The following is a 20926-nucleotide window of genomic DNA, read 5'->3' as shown; positions in this document are numbered from 1 at the left end:
GCGCCGGCCACCGGCGGCGTCCTCACTCCCAGGAGCGAGAAAGGGTCGCGGCGGCGTCGCGCCGGCTGGAGTGACACCCCGCCCGGCCGGGTGGGCCACCCACCCTACGGGCGGGCACCGACAGCCGTGGAAAATCACGTCGTCGCCGAGTATCCCGGCGGCGACAATGGTCCGGTGCTGCTGACCCTGACCTCGACCGCCGCCCACGCCAGCGACCTCGGCTACCTGCTGCACAAGCATCCCGAGCGCGTGCAGAGCTTCGAGCTGAGCGTCGGCGTCGCGCACGTCTTCTACCCCGAGGCGACCGACGAGCGGTGCACTGTGGCGCTGCTCCTCGAGGTCGACCCGGTCGGGCTGGTGCGCGGACGGCGGTTCGGTGGCGACGCGCTGAGCCTCGCGCAGTACGTCAACGACCGGCCGTACGCGGCGTCGTCGATGCTGTCGGTGGCGCTGGGCCGGGTGTTCGGGTCGGCGCTGAAGGGCCGCTGCGATGCCCGGCCCGAGCTGGCCGGCGTGCCGCTGCCGCTGGAGGTGCACGTCCCGGCGCTGCCGTCGCGGGGCGGGGCCGACGTCGTCACCGGGCTGTTCGAGCCGCTCGGCTGGACGGTCGACGCGCAGGTGCGGCCGCTCGACCCGGAGCTGCCCGCGTGGGGCGACTCCCGCTACGCCGACGTGACGTTGCGCGGCACGCTGCCGCTGGACCAGGCGCTGTCGCACCTCTACGTGCTGTTGCCGGTGCTCGACGGCGCGAAGCACTATTGGGTGAGCAGCGACGAGGTCGACAAGCTGATCCGCACCGGCGGTTCCTGGCTGGCGCAGCACCCGCGGCGCGACGCCATCGTCACGCGCTACCTCGCGCACAAGCGCGGCTTCGTCGCCGACGCGCTGGCCCGCCTGGCCGAGCTGGACGACTCCGCGCCGGAGGACGTCGTCGACGAGACCGAGGAGCTCGATCCGCCGGCGGTGGTGTCGCTGGCGACGCTGCGCAGGACGGCCGTCGTCGAGCAGTTGCATGCGGCGGGCGCACATCGCGTCGTCGACCTCGGCTGCGGTGAGGGCGCGCTGCTGCGCGAGCTGCTGGCCGACTCGTCGTTCACCGAGATCGTCGGCGCCGACGTCGCGCCGCGGGCACTGGAGAAGGCGGCCGACCGGCTCCGGCTCGACCGCATGGGCGATCGCCAGCGAGACCGCATCACGCTGCTGCAGTCGTCGGTCACCTACCGCGACGACCGCCTGGCCGGCTTCGACGCCGTCGTGCTCATGGAGGTGGTCGAGCACGTCGACCCGGACCGCCTGCCCGACCTCGAGCGGACGGTGTTCGGGCACGCGCGGCCGCGTACGGTCGTCGTCACCACCCCGAACGCCGAGTACAACGTGCTGTTCCCGGCACTGGACGCGGGGACGCTGCGCCACCACGACCACCGGTTCGAGTGGACCCGGGCCGAGTTCGCCGACTGGGCGACACGGGTCGCCGGCGCACACGGGTACACCGTCGCATTCGCGCCCGTCGGCGAGCCCGATCCCGCCTCCGGCCCGCCGACCCAGCTGGCCGTCTTCACCCGGACGGAGGTGCCGGCATGAGCACGTCCATCGCCATCCCGCAGCTGTCCCTCGTCGCGCTGGTCGGCGTGTCCGGGTCCGGCAAGTCGACGTTCGCCGCCAAGCACTTCGGCCGGTTCGAGGTCGTGTCCAGCGACTTCTGCCGCGGTCTCGTCGCCGACGATGAGAACGACCAGACGGTCAGCGGCGACGCGTTCGACGTCCTATACTACATCGCCGGGAAGCGGCTGGCCGGCGGCCGGCTCACCGTCGTCGACGCCACCAACGTGCAGCGCGACGCCCGGCGCAAGATCGTCGACCTCGCCAAGGCGCACGACGTGCTGCCCGTCGCGATCGTCCTCGACGTCCCCGAGAGCGTGTGCGTCGAGCGCAACCGCGAGCGGCCCGACCGCGACTTCGGGCCGCACGTCGTCCGGCGACAGCGCGACCAGTTGCGCCGGTCGCTGCGCGGCCTGGCCAAGGAGGGCTTCCGGCAGGTGCACGTGCTGCGCTCGATCGACGAGATCGAGGCCGTCACCATCACGCGGGAGCGGCTGTACAACGATCGCCGCGACGAGCACGGCCCGTTCGACGTCATCGGCGACGTGCACGGCTGCCGGGCCGAGCTCGAGGCGCTGCTCGACCGCCTCGGCTACGCCCTGGTGCGCGACGACGACGGGCGCGCCGTCGACGCCGTCCACCCCGAGGGCCGGCGGGTGGTCTTCCTCGGCGACCTCGTCGACCGCGGCCCCGACAGCCCGGGCGTCCTGCGGCTGGCCATGGGCATGACGGCGGCCGGGCACGCGCTCGCCGTCCCCGGCAACCACGAGCACAAGCTGATCCGCGCCCTCGACGGCAAGCAGGTGAAGGTCGGGCACGGGCTGGCCGAGACGCTGGAGCAGCTGTCGGCCGAACCGCCCGACTTCTCCGCGGCCGTGCGCGAGTGGTGCCGGGACCTGGTCTCGCACCTGGTGCTCGACGACGGGAAGCTGGTGGTCGCGCACGCGGGGCTCAAAGAGGCCTACCACGGACGGGCGTCCGGGCGAGTCCGCTCGTTCGCGCTCTACGGCGACACCACCGGCGAGACCGACGAGTTCGGCCTGCCGGTGCGCTACCCGTGGGCGAACGAGTACCGCGGTCGCGCGATGGTGCTGTACGGGCACACGCCGACGCCGGAGCCCGAGTGGGTCAACAACACGATGTGCCTCGACACCGGCTGCGTGTTCGGCGGGCACCTCACCGCGCTGCGTTACCCCGAGCGCGAGGTCGTCCAGGTGCCGGCCGGGCGCGTCTGGTACGAGCCGGTCAAGCCGCTGGTCGCGGCCGCGCCCGCTCGCGGTGGCGACGAGCTCGACCTCACCGACGTGCTGGGCAAGCGCGTCGTCGAGACCGCCCACCACGGCCGGGTCTCGGTGCGGGCCGAGAACGCGGCCGGCGCGCTGGAGGTGATGAGCCGGTTCGCGCTGCATCCGCGCTGGCTGCCGTACCTGCCGCCGACCATGGCGCCGGTCGCGACGTCGCCGCTGCCGGACGTCCTGGAGCACCCCGCCGAGGCGTTCGAGGCGTTCGCCGCCGACGGCGTCGAGCAGGTGGTGTGCGAGGAGAAGCACATGGGTTCTCGCGCCGTCGTGCTGGTCTGCCGCGACCAGGCGGCGGCCACTCGCCGGTTCGGCGCCCCGGCCGGCGAGACGGGCGCGGTGTACACGCGGACGGGGCGGTCGTTCTTCTCCTCCTCTCTGACGACGGTTCTGCTGGACGGGGTGCGGGCGGCCGTGGACGGGGCCGGGCTGTGGGACGAGCTCGGGACCGACTGGCTGCTGCTCGACGCCGAGCTGCTGCCGTGGTCGGCGAAGGCCGAGGCGCTGCTGCGCGGCCAGTACGCGTCCGTCGGTGCGGCGGGGCGGTCGGCCCTGCCCGCGGCGGTGTCGGCCCTGTCTCGCGCGGCGTCGCGCGGCTTGGACGTCGGGGCGTTGCTCTCCCGGACGACGGAGCGGTCGGCGAACGCGGCGGCCTTCACCGACGCGTACCGGCGCTACGTCTGGCCGGTCGATGGGCTCGACGGCGTACAGCTGGCGCCGTTCCAGCTGCTCGCGTCGGAGGGTGCGACCTGGCACGACCGGCCGCACCTGTGGCACCTCGGGCTGGCCGACCGCCTGGTCGCCGCCGACCCCGTCCTGTTCCGGCCCACCCGGCGCCTCGAGGTCTCCACGTCCTCACCGCCATCCGTCGCGGCCGGGGTCGAGTGGTGGACGTCGGTGACCGGCGACGGCGGCGAGGGGATGGTCGTCAAGCCGGCCGCAAACCTCGTCCGCGGGGTGAAGGGTCTGGTGCAGCCGGGGCTCAAGGTGCGCGGTCGCGAGTACCTGCGCCTCATCTACGGCCCCGACTACACGCGGCCGGCGCACCTGGAACGGCTGAAAGACCGCGGGCTCGGGCACAAGCGGTCGCTGGCGCTGCGGGAGTACGCGCTCGGGCTGGAGTCGCTGGAGCGGCTGGCCCGGTCCGAGCCGCTGTGGCGCGTGCACGAGCCGGTGTTCGCCGTGCTGGCGCTGGAGTCGGAGCCGGTCGACCCGCGGCTGTGAACCCACCGGAATAAAAGGTTGCCGTGGACATAGTGTCCACGTACAGTTTTTCGGGTGATGAAGAAGGACCCGACGGCCGGCTACCTCGTCTGGCGGCTCGCGACCAAGTGGGGCGCGCTGCTCGACCGCACGCTCGCGCCGTTCGGGCTCACGCAGGCGCAGTTCTCGGTGCTCGCCACGCTCTACGGCGTCACCCGGGCCGGCGGGAAGCCGAGCCAGCGGGAGCTGTCCGACCACACCGGGCTCGACCCCGTCTTCGTCTCCAAGCTGGTCCGCACGCTCGAGGGCAACGGGCTGCTGCTGCGCACCGCCGACCCGGCCGACTCCCGCGCCGTCCGGCTCGCCCTCACCGATCGTGGCGCCGACGTCATCGAAGCCGCCGGCGCCCGCGTCATGACGCTGCAGAACCAGCTCGCCGAGCCGCTCGGCGGGCGCGACAGCGAACGGACCCGCGAGTTCGTCGCCACCCTCACGACGCTGCTCGACGCACCGCCGCCCGACCTCGGGAGGACCCCGTGATCATCACCCCGCTCGTCGGCGTCGACATCGGCGCCGCCGCCAAGGCCATCCACTCCCTCCTCGGCGTCGTCCTCGACACCAAGGGCGTCACGCTCGCCGAATGGGTCGCGCTGCGCACCCTGGGCACCGCGCCCGACCGGGTGTCGCAGCCGTCCCTGCGCGACGGACTCGTCCTGGCACTCGACATCGACCCGATCGAGGCGACGGCGGTGCTCTGCTCGCTGGAGGAGCGCGGGTTGCTGGCGTACGACCGCTTCGAGCAGATCGGCCTGACGGCAGACGGCCGCGCCCAGTACGACGACCTGTACGCGAGCGTGGTCGGGGTGACGGCGCAGGTGTACGCGGGCATCGACACCGCCGAGCTGGCGACGACGCGGCGGGTGCTCGCCACGGTGGCCGCTCGGGCGACGGAGTTGCGGGCCGAGTTCTAGGTTGCCGGGCTCTCGTTGGCTCTGTTCTGCCGCGTTGGCCTGCCCCCTGCTGCTCTCGATTGTCGGGGGCGCGGGCGGCCGCCTCAAGCGGACCTCGTTTGGCGCTTCGCGCGGCGGTGGACCGCTTGACCCGGCCGCCCGCGCCCCCGTTCAAGCAGCGTCAGGGGGCCGGCCGGAAGATGGGCCCGGGCTTTCCTGCTCGCTCTTCTCGGGGTCCGCTGGCCGCTCACTGGGCGTGGGTGGTGTTCTGGCTACCGACTCCGCTGTGGTGACAGGTTCGTCGGCCGCTGCCTGGTGGCCTGGCGTTTCGGCTACCGGCTCCGCTCGGCTCGGCGCGCGCTGGCCGCCCTCCGGCCGCTTCGGGTGTGGCTACCGGCTCCGCTGCTGGTCCGTGTCCGCTGGCCGCTCACTGGCTGTGGGTGGTGTTCTGGCGATCGGCTTCGCTGTGGTGACAGGCCCGCTGGCCGCCGCCGGTCCGCTCGCTCTTGCCTCCGCCGCGTCGCGTGGTGGTAGGTCGACCCCTCCCGGCCCGGGTGGGGCCCACCCTACGGGCGGGCACCGACAACCGCGCGCCGACAACCGCGCGCCGCAAGAACGCGCGCGTTGCTCGTCGCTCCACTCCTCGTCACGGTTCCACTCCCGGCGCTCGGCGGCGGCGGACGCCGACTTGACCTCAACAATGCTTGAGGTTGTCTGCTGTGGTGCGTGACCACTACGCAAACCTCCCGCCGGGCGTGGGCCGGGCTGGCCGTGCTGTGCGTCGTCGCGGTGCTGGCGTCGCTGGAGTTGACCGTCACCCATCTCGCGCTGCCGGCCATCGACGCCGATCTGCGGCCGTCGGGGACGCAGCTGTTGTGGATCGTCGACGTGTATGCGTTTCTGCTGGCCGGGTCGATGCTGGCGCTCGGCGCGGCCGGGGACCGGATCGGCCGGCGGCGGCTGCTGATGATCGGCGCCGCCGCGTACGGAGTGCTGTCGGCGCTCGCCGCCTGGGCGCCCACCGCCGAGACGCTGATCGCGGCGCGGGCGCTGCTCGGCGTGGCCGGGGCGACGCTGATGCCGTCGACGCTGTCGTTGACGGCGACGATGTTCCGGGACGCGCGGCAGCGGGCCGTCGCCGTGGGCGTCGTGATCGCCAGCGTCTCCGGCGGCACCGCGATCGGTCCGCTCGTCGGGGGCGCGCTGCTGGAGCGGTTCTGGTGGGGCTCGGTGTTCCTGCTCGGCGTGCCGGTGATGGTGCTGATCCTCGCGCTCGGCCCGATCCTGCTGCCCGCGGGGGAGACGACGACCACGACGCGCATCGACGTCGCGAGCGTGGGGTTGTCGATGGGCGCGGTGCTGCCGTTGGTGTGGGGGCTGAAGGAGATCGCGGCGGGCGGGGCGGGCTGGGCGCCGGTCGCGGCGGTGGCCGGCGGCATCGTGGTCGGCGCGGCGTTCGTCGCCCGGCAGCGGGTGCTCGCGGACCCGATGGTCGACGTGCGGCTGTTCCGCGATCCGGCGTTCTCGGTGGCGGTCGCGACGCTGGCGACGGGCATCTTCGTGCTCTGGGGCGCGAACTACTACCTCGCGCAGTACCTCCAGTTGGTGCAGGACCTGTCGCCGCTGCGCGCGGGGTTGTGGACGGCGCCGTCGGCGGCCGGGGTGATCGTGGGCTCGCTGCTGGCGCCGCGGCTGGCCCGGCGGATCCGTCCGGGCGTGGTGATCGGTGTGGGCCTGACGGTGTCGGCGGCGGGCTTCGTGCTGCTCACCCAGTTGACCGCGACCTCGGGGCTGGGCCTGTTGGTGGCCGGCTCGGTGACGGTGTCGGCGGGCCTCGGCCCGATGATGGCGCTGGCCACCGACCAGGTCGTCGGAGCGGCGCCGCCGGAGCGGGCCGGTGCCGCCGCGGCGCTGTCGTCGATGGCGCCGCAGCTGGGCGGCGCGCTGGGCATCGCCGTCCTGGGCAGCGTGGTGGCAGCGGTGTTCCGCGGCGCCGGCACCGGCGCGGACACGCTGGGCGCGGCGGTCGCGGCGGCGGAGGACGGTACCGGGCTCGCGGCCGCGCGCGAGGCCTTCACCGACGGGATCGTGCTGGCGGCGGCGGTGAGCGCGGCGCTCGCCGCGGCGCTGGCGATATCCGTTGTCACGCTGTCGGCCCGCCGGGATAGCGTCATCCCCACGAGCCGACCACCTGGGAGTGCCGCATGACCATCGCCCAGCTCGCCGACGAACTCATCGACGCCGTCTTCGACGCGAACCCGCTCGAGGCCTCGCTGCTGGGCTTCCGCGACCGCGAGGACCAGCTCACCGACTACACCGAGGCCGGCGAGGCGGCGGCCGACGCCCGGCTGGCCGACATCGCGGCGCGCACCGAGGCCGTCGACCCGGCCGGGCTCGACGACGGCGAGCGCATCACGCGGGCGGTCATCCTGCAGCAGATCGAGACCGAGCGCGACCGCCTCGCCGTCCGCGCCGTCGAGTACACCGTCACCGACTCCTTCTTCGCGCCCGCGCCGGCCACGCTGTCCTTCCTGCCGATGACCGGCATCACCGAGCCCGCGCACGCCGACGGCTACCTCGCCCGGCTGGCCCGGCTGCCGGCCATGCTCGACGCCATCGCCGAACGGCACCGCGCGGGCATCGCCGCCGGTCGACTGCCCGTGCGGCGGCTGGCTGAGGCCACGGTCGAGCACTTCACCCGCTATCTGGCCAACCCCGGCGACGACCCCCTCCGCCGGCCCGAGCCCGCCGCCGGCAGCGGGGCCGACGCCGCGGCGTTCCGGGCCGAGCGCGACCGCCTGCTCGCCGAGGTCGTCCACCCCGCCGTCGGCCGCTACCGCGACGCCGTCGCCACCGACGTCGTCCCGCACGGCCGCCCCGACGACCACGGCGGGCTGTGCTGGCTGCCGGGCGGCGACGAGTTCTACACCAAGCTCGCCAAGGGCCACACCACCACCACACGCACGCCCGACGAGCTGCACCAGACCGGCCTCGACGTGCTGGCCGGGCTCACCGAGGAGTACGCAGCCGTCGGCGGCCGGGTCTTCGGCACCGGCGAGCTGAGCGAGATCCTGCAGCGGCTGCGCACCGACCCCGCCATGCGCTGGCGCGACGGCGACGAGCTGCTGCGCGCGGCGCGCTCGGCCATCAAGCGGGCCGAGCAGGTCGCGCCGCAGTGGTTCGGCCGGCTGCCGTCGCAGAGCTGCGTCGTCGAGGCGGTGCCCGCGGCCGAGGCGCCGGGCGCACCGGGCGCCTACTACATGCAGCCGGCCATGGACGGCAGCCGCCCGGGCACCTACTTCGCCAACACCCACGAGGCCGAGAAGCGCGACCGGTACGCCGCCGAGTCCGTCGCGTTCCACGAGGGCGTGCCCGGCCACCACTTCCAGCTCACCATCGCCCAGGAACTGACCGACCTCCCGCTGCTGCGCCGGCTGGCCAACGTCACCGCCTTCGACGAGGGCTGGGGCCTCTACGCCGAGCGGCTGGCCGACGAGATGGGCCTGTACTCCGACGACATCGCGCTCCTGGGCATGCTCAGCGAAGACTCCATGCGGGCCTGCCGGCTGGTCGTCGACACCGGGCTGCACGCCAAGGGCTGGAGCCGGCAGCAGGCGGTCGACTTCATGGTCGCGAACTCCGCCACCAGCCGGCTCGAGATCGAGACCGAGGTCGATCGCTACATCGCCGCGCCCGGCCAGGCGCTCGCGTACATGGTCGGCCGGCTGGAGATCCAGCGCATCCGCGCCGAAGCCGCGGCCACCGTGGGCGATGGCTTCGACCTGCGCGGCTTCCACGACGTCGTGCTGGGCAACGGCCCGCTGCCGATGGGCGTCCTCGACGAGGTCGTCCGCGGCTGGGCCGCGCGGCAGGGCTGAGCGGTGGACGACGCCGAGCTGGTCCGCCGCCGGCTGCGCACCGTCGGCCTCGGCGGCCCGCTCGACGCGTCCACGCCGGCCGAGGTGGTCGGCTGGTTCGGCGCCGTGCAGTCGCAGGACTACCACCCGGCGAAGTGGGGCGTGGCGCAGCGCCTCGGCGGCGCCGTCACCGACGCCGTCACCGACGCCGATCTCGACCGCGCCTTCGCCGACGGCGAGCTGCTGCGCACCCATGTCCTCCGGCCGACCTGGCACTTCGTCACGCCCGACGACATCCGCTGGCTGCTGGCGCTCACCGCGCCGCGGGTGCACCAGCTGAACGCGTACTACTACCGGCAGTGCGAGCTCGACGACGCGCTGCTGCGGCGGACGGCCGAGCTGATCTCCGACGCCCTCGCGGGCGGGAACCACCTGACCCGCGCCGAGGTGGGGGCCGTGCTCGAGCGGCACGGCGTCGTCGCCACGGGTATCCGGCTCGGCTACATCCTCGGCTTCGCCGAGCTGGAGCAGGTCGTGTGCAGCGGCCCGTTGCGCGGCAAGCAGCACACGTACGCGCTGCTCGACGAGCGGGCGCCGGCCGCCGCTCCGCTCGACCGCGACGACGCGCTGGCCCGGCTGGTCCGGCGGTTCTTCACCAGCCACGGCCCGGCCACGGCGAAGGACCTCTCGTGGTGGTCCAGCCTCACGCTCGCCGACCTCGCCACCGGCCTGGCCGCGGCGGGCGACGCGCTCGAGAGCATCGACGTCGACGGCGTCACCTACTGGTCCGCGGCCGGCGCTGCCGACGCCGTCGTCGACGAGACCGCCGTCCACCTGCTGCAGGCCTACGACGAGTACCTCGTCGGCTACACCGAGAGCAAGCGGCTGCTCGACCTCGCCGACGTCACCGCGGGCGCCCGGCTCGACGTCGCCAACGGGGTGCTGCTGCTCGGCACCCAGGTGGCCGGACGGTGGCGGCGGACGCTGAAGGCGGGCGAGGTGGTCCTCGACATCGGGCTGTACGAGCCGCTGCGCGCGGCCGCGACGCCCGGGCTGCAGGCCGCCGCCGACGGCTACGGCGCGTTCGTCGGGCGGCCCGCGACGGTCGTGGCGAGCCGGCTGTGAGCCGCATCGTCGCCGGCCGGTGCGAGCTGGTCCCGCTCACCGTCGACGACGCCGACGACATGGTCGAGGTGCTGAGCGACCCCGCGCTGTACACCTACATCGGCGGTGCGCCGCCGGCGCTGACGTGGCTGCGCGAGCGCTACGCCCGCCTCGTCGTCGGGCACTCGCCCGACGGACGGCAGCAGTGGCACAACTGGATCGTCCGCCGCACGCCCGACGCCCGCGCCGTCGGCACCGTCCAGGCGACCGTCACCGACGAGGGCCGGCAGGCGGAGATCGCCTGGATCGTCGGCGCCGCGTTCCAGGGTCAGGGCTACGCCACCGCGGCCGCCGTCGCGCTGGTCGAGTGGCTCGACGCGCGCGGCGTCGAGACCGTCACCGCGCACGTGCACCCCGAGCACCAGGCGTCCATGGCGGTCGCCCGGCGGGCCGGGCTGCGCCCGACCGACCGCTACGAGGACGGCGAACGGGTCTGGATCCGGCCCACGTAGGGTGGAGGCGTGGCTCAGCTCGCGGCGGTGGTGTTCGATCTCGACGACACGCTCTTCGACCACTCCGGATCCGCGGCCCGCGGCTTCGGCGCCTGGTTGTCGTCCATCCACGGACCCGCGACACCCGAACTGACCGCCGCCTGGTTCGAGCTGCAGGACCGCCACTTCAACGCCTGGCGCGACGGCCACGTCAGCATGGCCGAGCAGCGGCGCCGGCGCATCGGCGAGCTGCTCGAGCTGATCGGCCGCCCGCCGCTCGACCAGCCCGGCCTCGACGCGCTGTGGCGCGACTACTTCACCTCCTACCGCACCGGCTGGCAGCGCTTCGACGACGCCGAGCTGGCGCTGGAGCTGGTGGCGGCGGCCGGGTTGCGCACGGCGATCCTCACCAACGGGCCCGAGGACATGCAGCACGACAAGGTCGAGGTCATCGGTCTGGCCGGCCGGGTCGGCCCGGTGCTCACCGCCGAGGCGGTGGGCAGCGCGAAACCCGACCCGCGCGCCTACGCCGCCCTGTGCGCCGAGCTCGGTCTCGACCCCGCCACCATCCTCTACGTCGGCGACGACCACCACCTCGACGTGGTGGCCGCTCGCGCCGCCGGACTGCGCGCCGTCCACCTCGACCGCCGCGGCACCGGCCCGGACGGCGAGCCGCACCGCATCGCGTCGCTCAAGGAGCTCGCCGCACACCTCGTCTAGGCGGTGAGCGCCGGTTCCCGTCCGGCCAGGTCGGCCGCGGCGACGACCGCTGCCAGGCTCGCGGCCAGCACCGACGCCGCCCGCCCGGCCGCCCAGCCGACGCCGCCGGCGTGGCGGTACTCGATGACGGTGAGCGCGTCGCTGTCGCTGCCCGGCCCGATGCTGCTCTGATGCAGGCCGAGCACCTCGATGCCGACGCCGAGCGCGGTCAGCGCCGCGGTCAGCGCCTCGACGGGGCCGACGCCGTCGTGGCTGCTGACGTGCTCCTCGCCGCGAGCGCGGAGCACGATCCGGGTGCGGCCGCGGCCGCCGGACTCGGACGTCTCGTAGCCGGCCAGCTCGATGGTCGCATCGCCGGAGCTCACGCAATAACTGTCCTGGAAGATCGCCCAGATCTGTGCGGCGGTGATCTCGTCGCCGGAGTCGTCCGTGTGCCGCTGCACCCGCCCGGCGAGATCGATCTGCAGGCGCCGGGGCAGCTCGAGGCCGTAGGCGCTCTCCAGCAGGTAGGCGATGCCGCCCTTGCCTGACTGGGAGTTCACCCGGATCACGGCGTCGTAGCTGCGGCCGATGTCGGCCGGGTCGATCGGCAGGTACGGCACCCGCCAGGCGACGTCGCGCTCGGGCCGCGACTCGGCAGCTGCCCGCGCCCGGTGCTCGGCCAGGCCCTTCCTGATCGCGTCCTGGTGGGTCCCGCTGAACGCCGTGTGCACGAGGTCGCCGGCGTACGGGTGGCGAGGATGCAGCTCGATGCGGTTGCAGAACTCCACCGTGCGGCGGATCTCGTCGATGTCGGAGAAGTCGATCATCGGGTCGACGCCCTGGGCGTGCAGGTTGAGCGCGAGGGTGGCGATGTCGACGTTCCCGGTGCGCTCACCGTTGCCGAAGAGGCAGCCCTCGACGCGCTCGGCTCCGGCCAGCACCGCCAGCTCGGCGCAGGCGATGCCCGTGCCTCGGTCGTTGTGCGGGTGGACGGAGAGGATCACGCTGTCGCGGCGCGCGAGGTTCTTGTGCATGTACTCGATCTGGTCGGCGTACACGTTCGGCGTGGCGACCTCGACGGTGGCGGGCAGGTTCAGGATGACCGGACGTTCCGGGCACGCCTGCCACAATGCGGTCATGCCGTCGCAGACCTCGAGCGCGTAGTCGGGCTCGGTGAGGTTGAACACCTCGGGCGAGAACTCGAACCGCACGTTCGGCCGGTCGCCCGCGAGCTCCAGCACGTCGCGGCCGCCGTCGAGGATCAGCCGCGTCAGCTCGTCGCGTCCGCGCCCGAGCACGACGTCGCGCCAGACCGGGGCGGTGGCGGTGTACAGGTGGATGACGACCTCGTTGCGGATGCCCTGGATCGAGGCGACGGTCCGCTCGATGAGGTCACGGCGCGCCGGGGTGAACACGACGATCGTCACGTCGTCGGGGGCGATGGCGGTCTCGGCGATCAGGCGCACGAAGTCGTAGTCGGTCCGTGAGGCGGACGGGTAGCCGACCTCGATCTCCTTGTAGCCCATCGCCACCATCAGCTCGAAGAAGCGGCGCTTGCGGGCGGGATCCATCGGCTCGGCCAGTGCCTGGTTGCCGTCGCGCAGGTCGACCGGAACCCACAGCGGCGCGGCCGTCAGCCGCCGGGCCGGCCAGTCCCGGTCGGCGAGCGGCACCTCGACCCGCGCGTACACGTCGGCGTAGCGGTGCGAGGGCAGTTGCGAGTGACGTTGCCGATTCCAGGGCGCGGCTCCATCGGGCACCGGGCGGGCGGGGGTGGAGATGCTGGGGAACGTGACGGTCATCGCGATGGTCCTTCGGGTTCGCTTCGGGCGACCGGCACAGGCATCGGCTCCACGTCGGGGGAGCCGGTCTGGCTAGCCCCCGCCGTGGCGGCGAAGAAGGAGGACCTTGCGGAGGAACACGGGTAGAATCTAACACAACTCCTCAGACAAGTAGATGGGTGATGGAGCGCATGGCACAAGTGAGACGGTCGCCGCTCGCCGACCAGGCCGCCGAGCTGCTGCTCGAGCGCATCAGGTCGGGCGAGTGGGCGCTCGGCGCGAAGCTGCCGGGTGAGACGACGCTCGCGCCGCAGCTCGGCGTCGGCCGGTCCACCGTCCGCGAGGCGATCCGCCAGCTCGCCGGGCGGGGCGTGCTGGCCTCACGGCAGGGCGCCGGGGTGTTCGTCACGGCGCTCGACGTGCCCGAGGACTGGGACGTGGTGCTGCGCCGGGCGGACATCGTGTCGGTCATCGAGGCGCGCATCGCGGTCGAGACCGAGGCCGCGGCGCTGGCCGCCGAACGGCGCACGCCGACGGACCTGCGGACCATCCGCCGTGCCTTCGACCATCGCGACCAGCAGCGCGGCGAGACGGTGGAGCTCGTCGACGCCGACACCGCGTTCCATCGCGCGATCGTCGTCGCCGCGCACAACCCGATTCTCACCGAGCTCTTCGACGGCTTCACGCCGCGGCTGCGCCAGGCCATGATCGACATGCTCCGGCTCCGCGGCGACCACGGCGACGACGCCGATCAGGACGCCCACGCCGACCTGGTGGAGGCCATCGCCGGCCGCGACGCCGGTGGAGCGCAGGCACGCAGCCGCGCTCATCTCCAGGCGCTCAAGGCCGCGCTCACCTGAACGGACGGCCTGCTGTTTGGCGTCCGCGGCCGGTAGGGCACAAGGTGGGACGGTGACGACGTCGACGAACCTGCCCGGGCCGGCCGCGGTGGCCACCGCCGCGGCGACCATCGCCCCGTACATCCGCCACACGCCGCTGCTGCGCGCCGAGGTCGACGGCCGGCCGGTGCTGCTGAAACTCGAGCACCTGCAGCGCAGCGGCTCGTTCAAGCTGCGCGGCGCGCTGACGGCGCTGCTCGGCGGCGACCGGCCGGAGCACGTCGTCACGGCGTCGGGCGGCAACCACGGGCTCGGCGTCGCGACGGCGGCCGGGCTGCTCGGGCTTCCCGCGACGGTGTACGTGCCAGAGACGGTGCCCGAGACGAAGGCGCGCCGCATCGAGGAGGCCGGCGCCCGGCTCGTCCGGCACGGCGGCACCTACGCCGCGGCGGCCGCGGCGGCCACGGAGGCGGCGGCCGCGCCGGGCGCGCGGTACCTCCCCGCCTACGACCACCCCGACGTCGTCGCCGGCCAGGGGACGGTCGCCGCCGAGGTGGTGGCCGAGGCGCCGGACGCCGACGCCATCGCCGTCGCGGTGGGCGGGGGCGGGCTGGCGGCCGGCACGGCGCTGGCCGCGGGCGGCCGCGTCACCGTCGCCGTCGAGCCGGAGCACTGCTGCGCCCTGCACCAGGCGCTGGCCGCGGGCGAGCCGGTCGACGCGGAGGTCGACTCCGTCGCGTCGTCGGCGCTGGGCGCGACCCGGGTGGGCGAGCTGCCCTTCGCCGTCCTCACCGCCGCGCCGGTCGCGTCCGTGCTGGTCACCGACGACGAACTGCTGGCCGCCCGGGAACGGCTGTGGGACGAGTTCCGGCTGCTGGTCGAGCCGGCCGCCGCGGTGCCGTTCGCCGCCTGGCTGGCCGGTCGCGTCCCGGGTGAGCTGCCGTGCATCGTACTCTGCGGCGCGAACACCGACCGCTGACCCTTGCCATGAGCACCCCTACGCACCGATGCGCGTAGGTGCTCATGGCAAAGCCGCCCGAACCATTCCCCGCGGCGGCCGGCGTCGCCATACTGTGCGGATGATCCGGACGGCGCTGCTGGCCCTCGTCCTGCTGGTGACGGGGTGTGCGGACGACGACGGCGAGGCGGGCCCGACGCCCACGCCGTCCCTGACCGAGCGGGAGCTGGACCAGGAGCTGCAGGCCGAGCTGCTGGAGATGATGGAGCAGGATCAGGCCGAGCGCTCGCCCGAGTACACCGGCGAGTGGAACGACCAGGAACGCACCGACCGGCTGGCCGAGATCGTCGACGAGCACGGCTGGCCCGGGTCGGACCTGGTCGGCGCCGACGGCGCCAGCGCGGCCTGGGTGATCGCCCAGCACTCCGACCTCGACCCCGAGTTCCAGCAGCGAGCGCTGGAGCTGATGCGACCGGCCACCGAGGCCGGTCTCGCCGACCTCGGTGAGCTGGCCTACCTGGAGGACCGCGTCGCACTCAACACCGGCGGCGAGCAGGTCTACGGCACGCAGATCGGCTGCGTCGACGGCGTACCGGAACCGGCGCCGCTCGCCGACCCGGAGACGGTCGACGAGCGGCGGGCGGAGGTCGGGCTGGACCCGCTGGACGAGTACCTCGCCACCCTCGACGAGGCCTGCGCGGCCGAGGCCGAGGCGAGCGCCACCCCCTACGGCTGAGCGAACCCGGCCCAGCCGCGCGGCTCCAGGTCGGCCAGCCCGTTGGCCTGCACGCCGTCGTGCCACACGGTGTAGAGGGTGTCGCCGACGACGATCGTGCGGCGCAGCGATGCCCAGCCGTCGCGCGGCGACTCCGTGCGGGTGATCTGCCCCTGCTCGGTGACGGCGTCGCCGTCCAGCCGCACGACCAGGGCGCTGGGTCCCGTCTGCGTCTCGATCGGCACGACGACCTGCCCGGTGTCCTCCCAGAACAGGAACGCCTGTGGGTCCCACTCGGTCTGCGACCACGCGTTCGGGACGACGTGGCCGTCGAGCTTGGCCGGCGCCGCGGCGTCGGCGACGTCGAACAGCGAGATCTGCGCGCCGACCGCCATGCCGTCCTCCGTCGCCTCCTGGCCGACGCCGAGGAGCCGGTCGTCGCCGGCGTCGTGCAGGTAGGCGGAGTATCCGGTGATCTTCAGCTCGCCGGTGACGGCGGGTGCCGCCGGGTCGGACAGGTCGAGCACGTAGAGCGGGTCGACCTGCCGGAACGTGACCACGTACCCGGTGTCGCCGAAGTACCGGACGGCGTAGATCTGCTCGCCCTTGCCCAGCCCGCCGACCTGCCCGAGCTGGACCAGCTCGCCGTCGCCCTCCTCGAGTGTGTAGAGCACGCTCTCGCTGGTGTCGGTCTCTCCGGTCCACGAGTCGATGGTCGTGGCGACCCGCAGCACGCCCTCGTGCTCGGACATCGCGTACCGGCCGAGGATGCGCCCCTCGACCTCACCGGAGGCCAGGTATCGCGCGGGGACGTTGCCGGTGATGTCGAACGCGTGGATGCCGGTGGTGATGTCGCCGGGCCCGGGCAAGGTGCGGATCGCGTCGTCGGCCGGCGCGAACCGGTCGCCCCACCGCGTCGTCGCGACGTACAGGCGGTCCTGGCTGGCGTAGACGGTGTCGCCGTCGGTCAGCACGCCCACGGAGCCGTCGGTGCCGAGGCCGTCGTCCGGGTCGAAGGTCAGGACGCTGAGCAGGGAGAATCCGGCGAACTCGTCGGGGCGGCTCACCTGCTCGCAGCTCACCAGTTGGCCGGTCTCCGGCTCGCCGCCGCCGCTGGTGAACGTGTACGACGGCAGCCAGTCGGCAATGGTGGACTCCTCGACGATCGCGCGGTTTCGCTCGGTCAGCTCGTCCTCCGGCAGGTTCGCGTCCTCCTCCGTCATCGGGAACTCGATGGTGGGGGAGGAGCTGACGACCAGCCGGACGGTGCCGTCGACCATGCGGGCGTCGAGGTAGTCGCCGTCGACCTGCAGCCGCGACTCGACCACCGGCTCGGCGGGATCGGAGATGTCGATCAGCAGGACCGCGGTCGTGGACGTCACCGGGCCGGGGTAGTAGCTGGTCATCGCGTCGTAGGCGATCATCGGGCTCTGCCGCACGAGGGCGACGACGCGGTCACCGGCCAGGAACACCGAGGCGTCGACGTACTCGGGCGCGATCTCCGGGGCGATCATCCGGCCGGGCGCCGGTTTCGCGGCCGGATCGGTGAGCGCCAGCCGCCCGACCTGCCGCGGGGCGTCGTCGGTGACGTCGACGATGCGCAGGTCGCCGCCGGTCGTGGTGACCAGGAGCCGCCCGTCGGTCTTGGCGACGTCGGGTTCGTCGACGCCGGCCTCCTGCACGTTCGTGGTGGAGTGCGACTGGGCGCCGCCGCTGTCGTCGCGGCCGGCGGCCTCCGGCACGGCGAGGGCCGCGGTGTCCTCGGCGCCGCCGTCGGCCGCGTAGGCCTCGGTCAGGCCGCCCAGCCCCCACGGGCCGACCCGTTCGCCCGCTTCCGTCTTCAGGTGGTCCAGGACGTCTTCGCACGCGTCGAACGGCGTCAGCCCCATGACGGCGATCGCACCGTCTTCGTCGTCAGCACCGATCGAGCAACCGGCGAGCATGCCCAAGGTGACAAGGCCGGCAAACCACCGTCTCATGACCGATTCGACGGCGATGGTGCGCCGCCGGTTCCGTGACCGGCGACGTCAACCCAGGTAACGGGCGGTGAAGGCGTTGCCGAAGCGGCCGTCGGGGTCGTACTCGCCGCGCAGCCGGCGGAAGTCGGCCAGCCGCGGATACCGCTCGCGCACCTGCCCGGGCGCGACGGTGAACAGCTTGCCCCAGTGCGGCCGCGGCTCGTACGGCGACAGCGCACGCTCGATCCGCGCGAGCACCGGCGCGACGCCCTCGGGGTCCTTGCGCCAGGTGAAGTGGATGCCCACGACGTCGCGGCCGTAGGACGGGCTGAGCCACAGGTCGTCGGCGGCGACGGTGCGCAGCTCGCAGATCTGCAGCACCGGTGCGATGTGCCCGGCCAGCGCCGCGACGGCGCTGAACGCCGCGACGCCGTGGGCGCGCGGGACCAGGAACTCCGACTGCAACTCTTCGCCGCTGCTCGGGGTGAACTCGAGCCGGAAGTGCGGCAGCCGGTCGTACCACGGGCCGGGCACGCCGAGCTGCTCGGTGCAGTTGACGGCGGGCATGCCGGGGACCGGGTTGCGCGGGCCGTCGGCCGGGCGGGCGCCCATCCACGCCGGGTCCGGCGTCCAGTCGCCGTCGCCGACGCGGTGCTTGACCCAGCCGCGCGTCGTCCCGGCCCAGTCGGTGAAGACGCTGACGCTGTACGCGGCGGCGAAGATGTCGTCGAACCGCTCGCCGACGGTGTCCAGCGCGAGGTCGTCGTAGACCACCTGCCGGACGTCGAACGCGGGCACGACGTCCAGCGTCACCGCCACCACGACCCCGAGCGCGCCGAGCGCCACCACGGCGCCGTCGAAGTCCGGCTCGCCCCGGCGCAGCGTCACCAGCTCGCCGTCGGCCCGCACCAGGTGCAGCGCCGCGACCGCCGTCGCGAGGTTGCCGTTGCCGTCACCGGAGCCGTGCGTGGCCGTCGCGACCGCGCCGGCCACCGAGAGGTGTGGCAGCGAACCGAGGTTGTGCAGCGCCCAGCCCTGACGGTGCAGCTGCTCGGCGAGGTCGCCGTAGCGCAGCCCGGCCGCGACCGTCACCGTCCGGGCCGCCGTGTCGACGTCGACCCGTGGCGGCAGCCCGGCGACGGACACCAGCTCACCGGTGGTGTCGGCGACGTCGCTGAACGAGTGCCGGCTGCCCAGGGCCCGGATGCGCGTGGTGCGCGCGACGACGTCCTGCAGTTCTTCGACCGACGACGGGGTGTGGACGCGGGTCGCGCCGTAGGTGAGGTTGCCCGCCCAGTTCGTCCGTTCCGCGCTCACAGCGTGCAGCGTACGTGCCGGGTCGCGGCGACGCCGCGCCGCCCGGGTCGGCAAGATGTCCGTATGAGGCCCTGGCTGCAACAGTGGATGGACGACCTCGTCAGCGAGCGTTACGCGGAGGCCGACGAGAACGTCCACTTCACCGAGAACCTGGCCGAGACGGTCATCGCCGAGTACTCCCTGCCCGGTCAGCTGGTGCTCGACCCGTTCGCCGGGTTCGGCACCACGCTGGTCGTCGCGGAGCGGATGGGCCGGTCCGGCCTGGGCATCGAGCTGCTGCCGGAGCGGGCGGAGATGATCCGCCGCCGGCTCGACGGCGCCGGCGAGGTCATCGACGGCGACGCCCGCGAGGTCGCGACGCTGGTCGCCCGTCCGGTCGACCTGTGCCTGACGTCGCCGCCGTACATGACGCTGAAGAACCACCCGGAGAACCCGCTCAACGCCTACGAGACCCTCGACGGCGACTACCAGACCTACCTCGGCGAGCTGGACCGCATCTTCGGCCAGGTCGCCGGGCTGCTGCGGCCGTGGGGCCACCTGGTCCTCAACGTCGGCAACATGATCGACGACGGCGTCGCCACCACCCTCGCCTGGGACGTCGGCGCCATCGTCGGCCGGCACCTGACCTTCCGGCAGGAGACGTTCCTGTGCTGGGACGAGCAGCCCGAGTGGCTCACCGGCGACTACTGCCTGGTGTTCCAGAAGACCGGCTAGAGAGGCTTGTGCCAGACGAGGAAGTCGCACGGCGTGGCCAGCAGCGGCGCCAGGTGCGGATAGTCCTCGTCGATGGTGCCGCGGCGGACCACCCGGTAGCCGATGTGCTCGTACCACTGGGCGAGGAACGCCTTCGCCGGGTGCGTCCAGGTGCGCGGCACCAGCAGCTCCAGCCGCATCGTCGTGCGGCCTTCGTCGCGGCTGCGGTCCTCGGCGAAGCGCACCAGCGCCCGCCCGACGCCGCTGCCGCGGTGGTCCGGATCGGCGGCGAGCAGGCCGAACTCGCCCGTGGCGTCGTCCCAGCGCTGGATCCGGACGCACCCGACGGTGCGGCCCTCGTCGCGGGCGACGGCGATCTCGCCGGCCCGCACGAACCCCGCGATCTCGGCCGCGGACGTCCGGCTGGCGCCGTCGAGCCACAGCCCGGTCTCGGAGTCGGCGTAGACCTCGTTGACCAGCGCGGCGAGCGCCTCGACCAGCCCGGCGTCGCCAGCCGCGGCCGGCCCGAGCAGCTCGACGCTCAGCTCACCCATGCCGTCAGTCCTACCGCACTCTCGCGCTCGAGGTCGCGGGTGGCGGCCAGCAGCTGCCGGATCGCCGGCGACGGCGGGCCGGCCGGCACGGCGAGGTAGGTCGTCGAGACCGGTGCGGCGAGCCGGCGATAGGCGACGCCCGGCATCGGCGGTGCCGGGCCGACCTCGTAGAACAGCGTCCACGACGGTGCGGCGTGGGCGAGGTCGGCGATGGTCTCGCGCAGGGACGTGAACGGCGGACCGGCCGGCGGGTCGATGCCGGCCGCCTCGAACGCCCCGGTCACCAGCCGGTGAAACGGCGGGTTGGCGCGCGGATCGGCCAGCCGGACCGGCAGGTCGCCGAGGTCGTCGAGCCGCACCGTCTCGTTCGCGGCGAGTGGGTGCCCGTCGGGCAGGGCGACCACGACGGGGTCGGTCCAGAGCGCGAGCAGCTCCAGATCCGGTGCGTGGGCGACATCGCGGACCAAGGCGGCGTCGAGCACGCCGGAGCGCACGGACGCCAGCCGGTCGGCCAGCTTCACCGTGCTCAGCTGGACGCGCAGGTCCGGCGCGCGGGCGGCGATCGCGGCGAGCAGGCCGGGCAGCCGGCGGCCGGGCGCGGGGCTGGTGCCGAGCCGCAGCGAGCCGGCGCCGGCGAGCTCGGCGGCCAGTCGCCGGGTGCGCTCCGCCGCGGCGAGCACGGCCCGCGCCTCCGGCAGCAGGCGGGCGCCCTCGGCGGTCAGCCGGACCCGCCGGGTGGTCCGCTCGAACAGCACGACGCCGAGCTCTCGCTCCAGGCGGCGCAGCTGCTGGCTGACGGCGGGCTGGCCGATGTGCAGGGCCTCGGCGGCGCGCGCGAACCCGCCTTCGTCGGCGATGGCGACGAAGTACGCGAGCTGCCGCAGCTCCACGGACCTCCCCAGATTCA

Annotated in this window: 18 protein-coding genes; 13 read left to right on the top strand and 5 right to left on the bottom strand. The window is 73.8% G+C overall.

What is annotated here, in order from left to right:
• Positions 1-174: 174 nt before the first annotated feature.
• The 9 genes from BLU82_RS28850 to BLU82_RS28810 all read left to right on the top strand — a co-directional run bounded on the left by BLU82_RS28850 (position 175) and on the right by BLU82_RS28810 (position 11222).
• Positions 175-1581, top strand: coding sequence for a 3' terminal RNA ribose 2'-O-methyltransferase Hen1 (locus BLU82_RS28850; RefSeq protein ID WP_197682542.1), 1407 nt, complete (start codon positions 175-177; stop codon positions 1579-1581).
• Positions 1578-4121, top strand: coding sequence for a polynucleotide kinase-phosphatase (locus BLU82_RS28845; protein WP_092624338.1), 2544 nt, complete (start codon positions 1578-1580; stop codon positions 4119-4121). Before BLU82_RS28850 ends, BLU82_RS28845 begins: the two co-directional genes overlap by 4 nt.
• Positions 4122-4178: 57 nt before the next feature.
• Positions 4179-4640 carry a MarR family winged helix-turn-helix transcriptional regulator gene (locus BLU82_RS28840; protein ID WP_092624337.1) on the top strand — a complete coding sequence of 154 codons (462 nt, stop codon included), beginning with the start codon at positions 4179-4181 and terminating at the stop codon, positions 4638-4640.
• Positions 4637-5071, top strand: a complete 435-nt coding sequence (locus BLU82_RS28835) for a MarR family winged helix-turn-helix transcriptional regulator (protein WP_092624336.1) — start codon at positions 4637-4639, stop codon at positions 5069-5071. Before BLU82_RS28840 ends, BLU82_RS28835 begins: the two co-directional genes overlap by 4 nt.
• 705 nt (positions 5072-5776) lie before the next feature.
• Entirely contained in the window at positions 5777-7258 is a 1482-nt protein-coding gene (locus BLU82_RS28830; protein WP_197682540.1) for an MFS transporter, read from the top strand.
• On the top strand, positions 7255-8928 hold the full coding sequence (locus tag BLU82_RS28825) for a DUF885 family protein (protein WP_092624334.1): 1674 nt from the start codon (positions 7255-7257) through the stop codon (positions 8926-8928). Before BLU82_RS28830 ends, BLU82_RS28825 begins: the two co-directional genes overlap by 4 nt.
• A 3-nt stretch (positions 8929-8931) precedes the next feature.
• A complete protein-coding gene (locus BLU82_RS28820; protein ID WP_092624333.1) occupies positions 8932-10032 on the top strand; it encodes a winged helix DNA-binding domain-containing protein in 1101 nt (366 codons plus the stop codon).
• Positions 10029-10523 carry a GNAT family N-acetyltransferase gene (locus BLU82_RS28815; protein WP_197682539.1) on the top strand — a complete coding sequence of 165 codons (495 nt, stop codon included), beginning with the start codon at positions 10029-10031 and terminating at the stop codon, positions 10521-10523. The genes BLU82_RS28820 and BLU82_RS28815 overlap by 4 nt, the downstream gene beginning before the upstream one ends.
• A 9-nt stretch (positions 10524-10532) precedes the next feature.
• The gene (locus BLU82_RS28810; RefSeq protein WP_197682538.1) at positions 10533-11222 is read left to right on the top strand and encodes an HAD family hydrolase; all 690 of its coding nucleotides are present in this window, start codon (positions 10533-10535) and stop codon (positions 11220-11222) included.
• Here BLU82_RS28810 and BLU82_RS28805 read toward each other — a convergent pair.
• A complete protein-coding gene (locus BLU82_RS28805) occupies positions 11219-13006 on the bottom strand; it encodes a 2-isopropylmalate synthase (RefSeq protein ID WP_092624332.1) in 1788 nt (595 codons plus the stop codon). The two genes, BLU82_RS28810 and BLU82_RS28805, sit on opposite strands and share 4 nt — an antisense overlap.
• 170 nt (positions 13007-13176) lie before the next feature.
• Between BLU82_RS28805 and BLU82_RS28800 the strand changes: the two genes are divergently transcribed.
• The 3 genes from BLU82_RS28800 (at position 13177) to BLU82_RS28790 (ending at position 15518) form a co-directional block, all read left to right on the top strand.
• A complete protein-coding gene (locus BLU82_RS28800; protein ID WP_092624331.1) occupies positions 13177-13845 on the top strand; it encodes a FadR/GntR family transcriptional regulator in 669 nt (222 codons plus the stop codon).
• Between the two features lie 52 nt (positions 13846-13897).
• A complete protein-coding gene (locus BLU82_RS28795; RefSeq protein ID WP_197682537.1) occupies positions 13898-14803 on the top strand; it encodes a serine/threonine dehydratase in 906 nt (301 codons plus the stop codon).
• Between the two features lie 100 nt (positions 14804-14903).
• Positions 14904-15518 (top strand): DUF6624 domain-containing protein, encoded by a 615-nt coding sequence (locus BLU82_RS28790; RefSeq protein WP_092624330.1) that lies wholly within the window; start codon positions 14904-14906, stop codon positions 15516-15518.
• Here BLU82_RS28790 and BLU82_RS28785 read toward each other — a convergent pair.
• Both BLU82_RS28785 and BLU82_RS28780 read right to left on the bottom strand, forming a co-directional pair.
• Positions 15509-17386 carry a beta-propeller domain-containing protein gene (locus BLU82_RS28785; RefSeq protein WP_157741326.1) on the bottom strand — a complete coding sequence of 626 codons (1878 nt, stop codon included), beginning with the start codon at positions 17384-17386 and terminating at the stop codon, positions 15509-15511. The genes BLU82_RS28790 and BLU82_RS28785 overlap by 10 nt on opposite strands.
• A 138-nt stretch (positions 17387-17524) precedes the next feature.
• On the bottom strand, positions 17525-18772 hold the full coding sequence (locus BLU82_RS28780) for a D-arabinono-1,4-lactone oxidase (RefSeq protein WP_092624328.1): 1248 nt from the start codon (positions 18770-18772) through the stop codon (positions 17525-17527).
• 63 nt (positions 18773-18835) lie between these two features.
• Here BLU82_RS28780 and BLU82_RS28775 point away from each other — a divergent pair, with 63 nt between their 5' ends.
• On the top strand, positions 18836-19486 hold the full coding sequence (locus BLU82_RS28775; RefSeq protein WP_092624327.1) for a DNA methyltransferase: 651 nt from the start codon (positions 18836-18838) through the stop codon (positions 19484-19486).
• Here BLU82_RS28775 and BLU82_RS28770 read toward each other — a convergent pair.
• Both BLU82_RS28770 and BLU82_RS28765 read right to left on the bottom strand, forming a co-directional pair.
• Positions 19483-20019 (bottom strand): GNAT family N-acetyltransferase, encoded by a 537-nt coding sequence (locus BLU82_RS28770; RefSeq protein WP_172885724.1) that lies wholly within the window; start codon positions 20017-20019, stop codon positions 19483-19485. The genes BLU82_RS28775 and BLU82_RS28770 overlap by 4 nt on opposite strands.
• On the bottom strand, positions 20007-20909 hold the full coding sequence (locus BLU82_RS28765; protein ID WP_092624326.1) for a LysR substrate-binding domain-containing protein: 903 nt from the start codon (positions 20907-20909) through the stop codon (positions 20007-20009). The genes BLU82_RS28770 and BLU82_RS28765 overlap by 13 nt, the downstream gene beginning before the upstream one ends.
• Positions 20910-20926 lie beyond the last annotated feature (17 nt).

This window comes from Jiangella sp. DSM 45060 (genome assembly GCF_900105175.1).
Lineage (GTDB): Bacteria > Actinomycetota > Actinomycetes > Jiangellales > Jiangellaceae > Jiangella.
The sequence above is the reverse complement of the archived record's forward strand: the minus strand, read 5'-3'. Positions and strand labels throughout refer to the sequence as shown.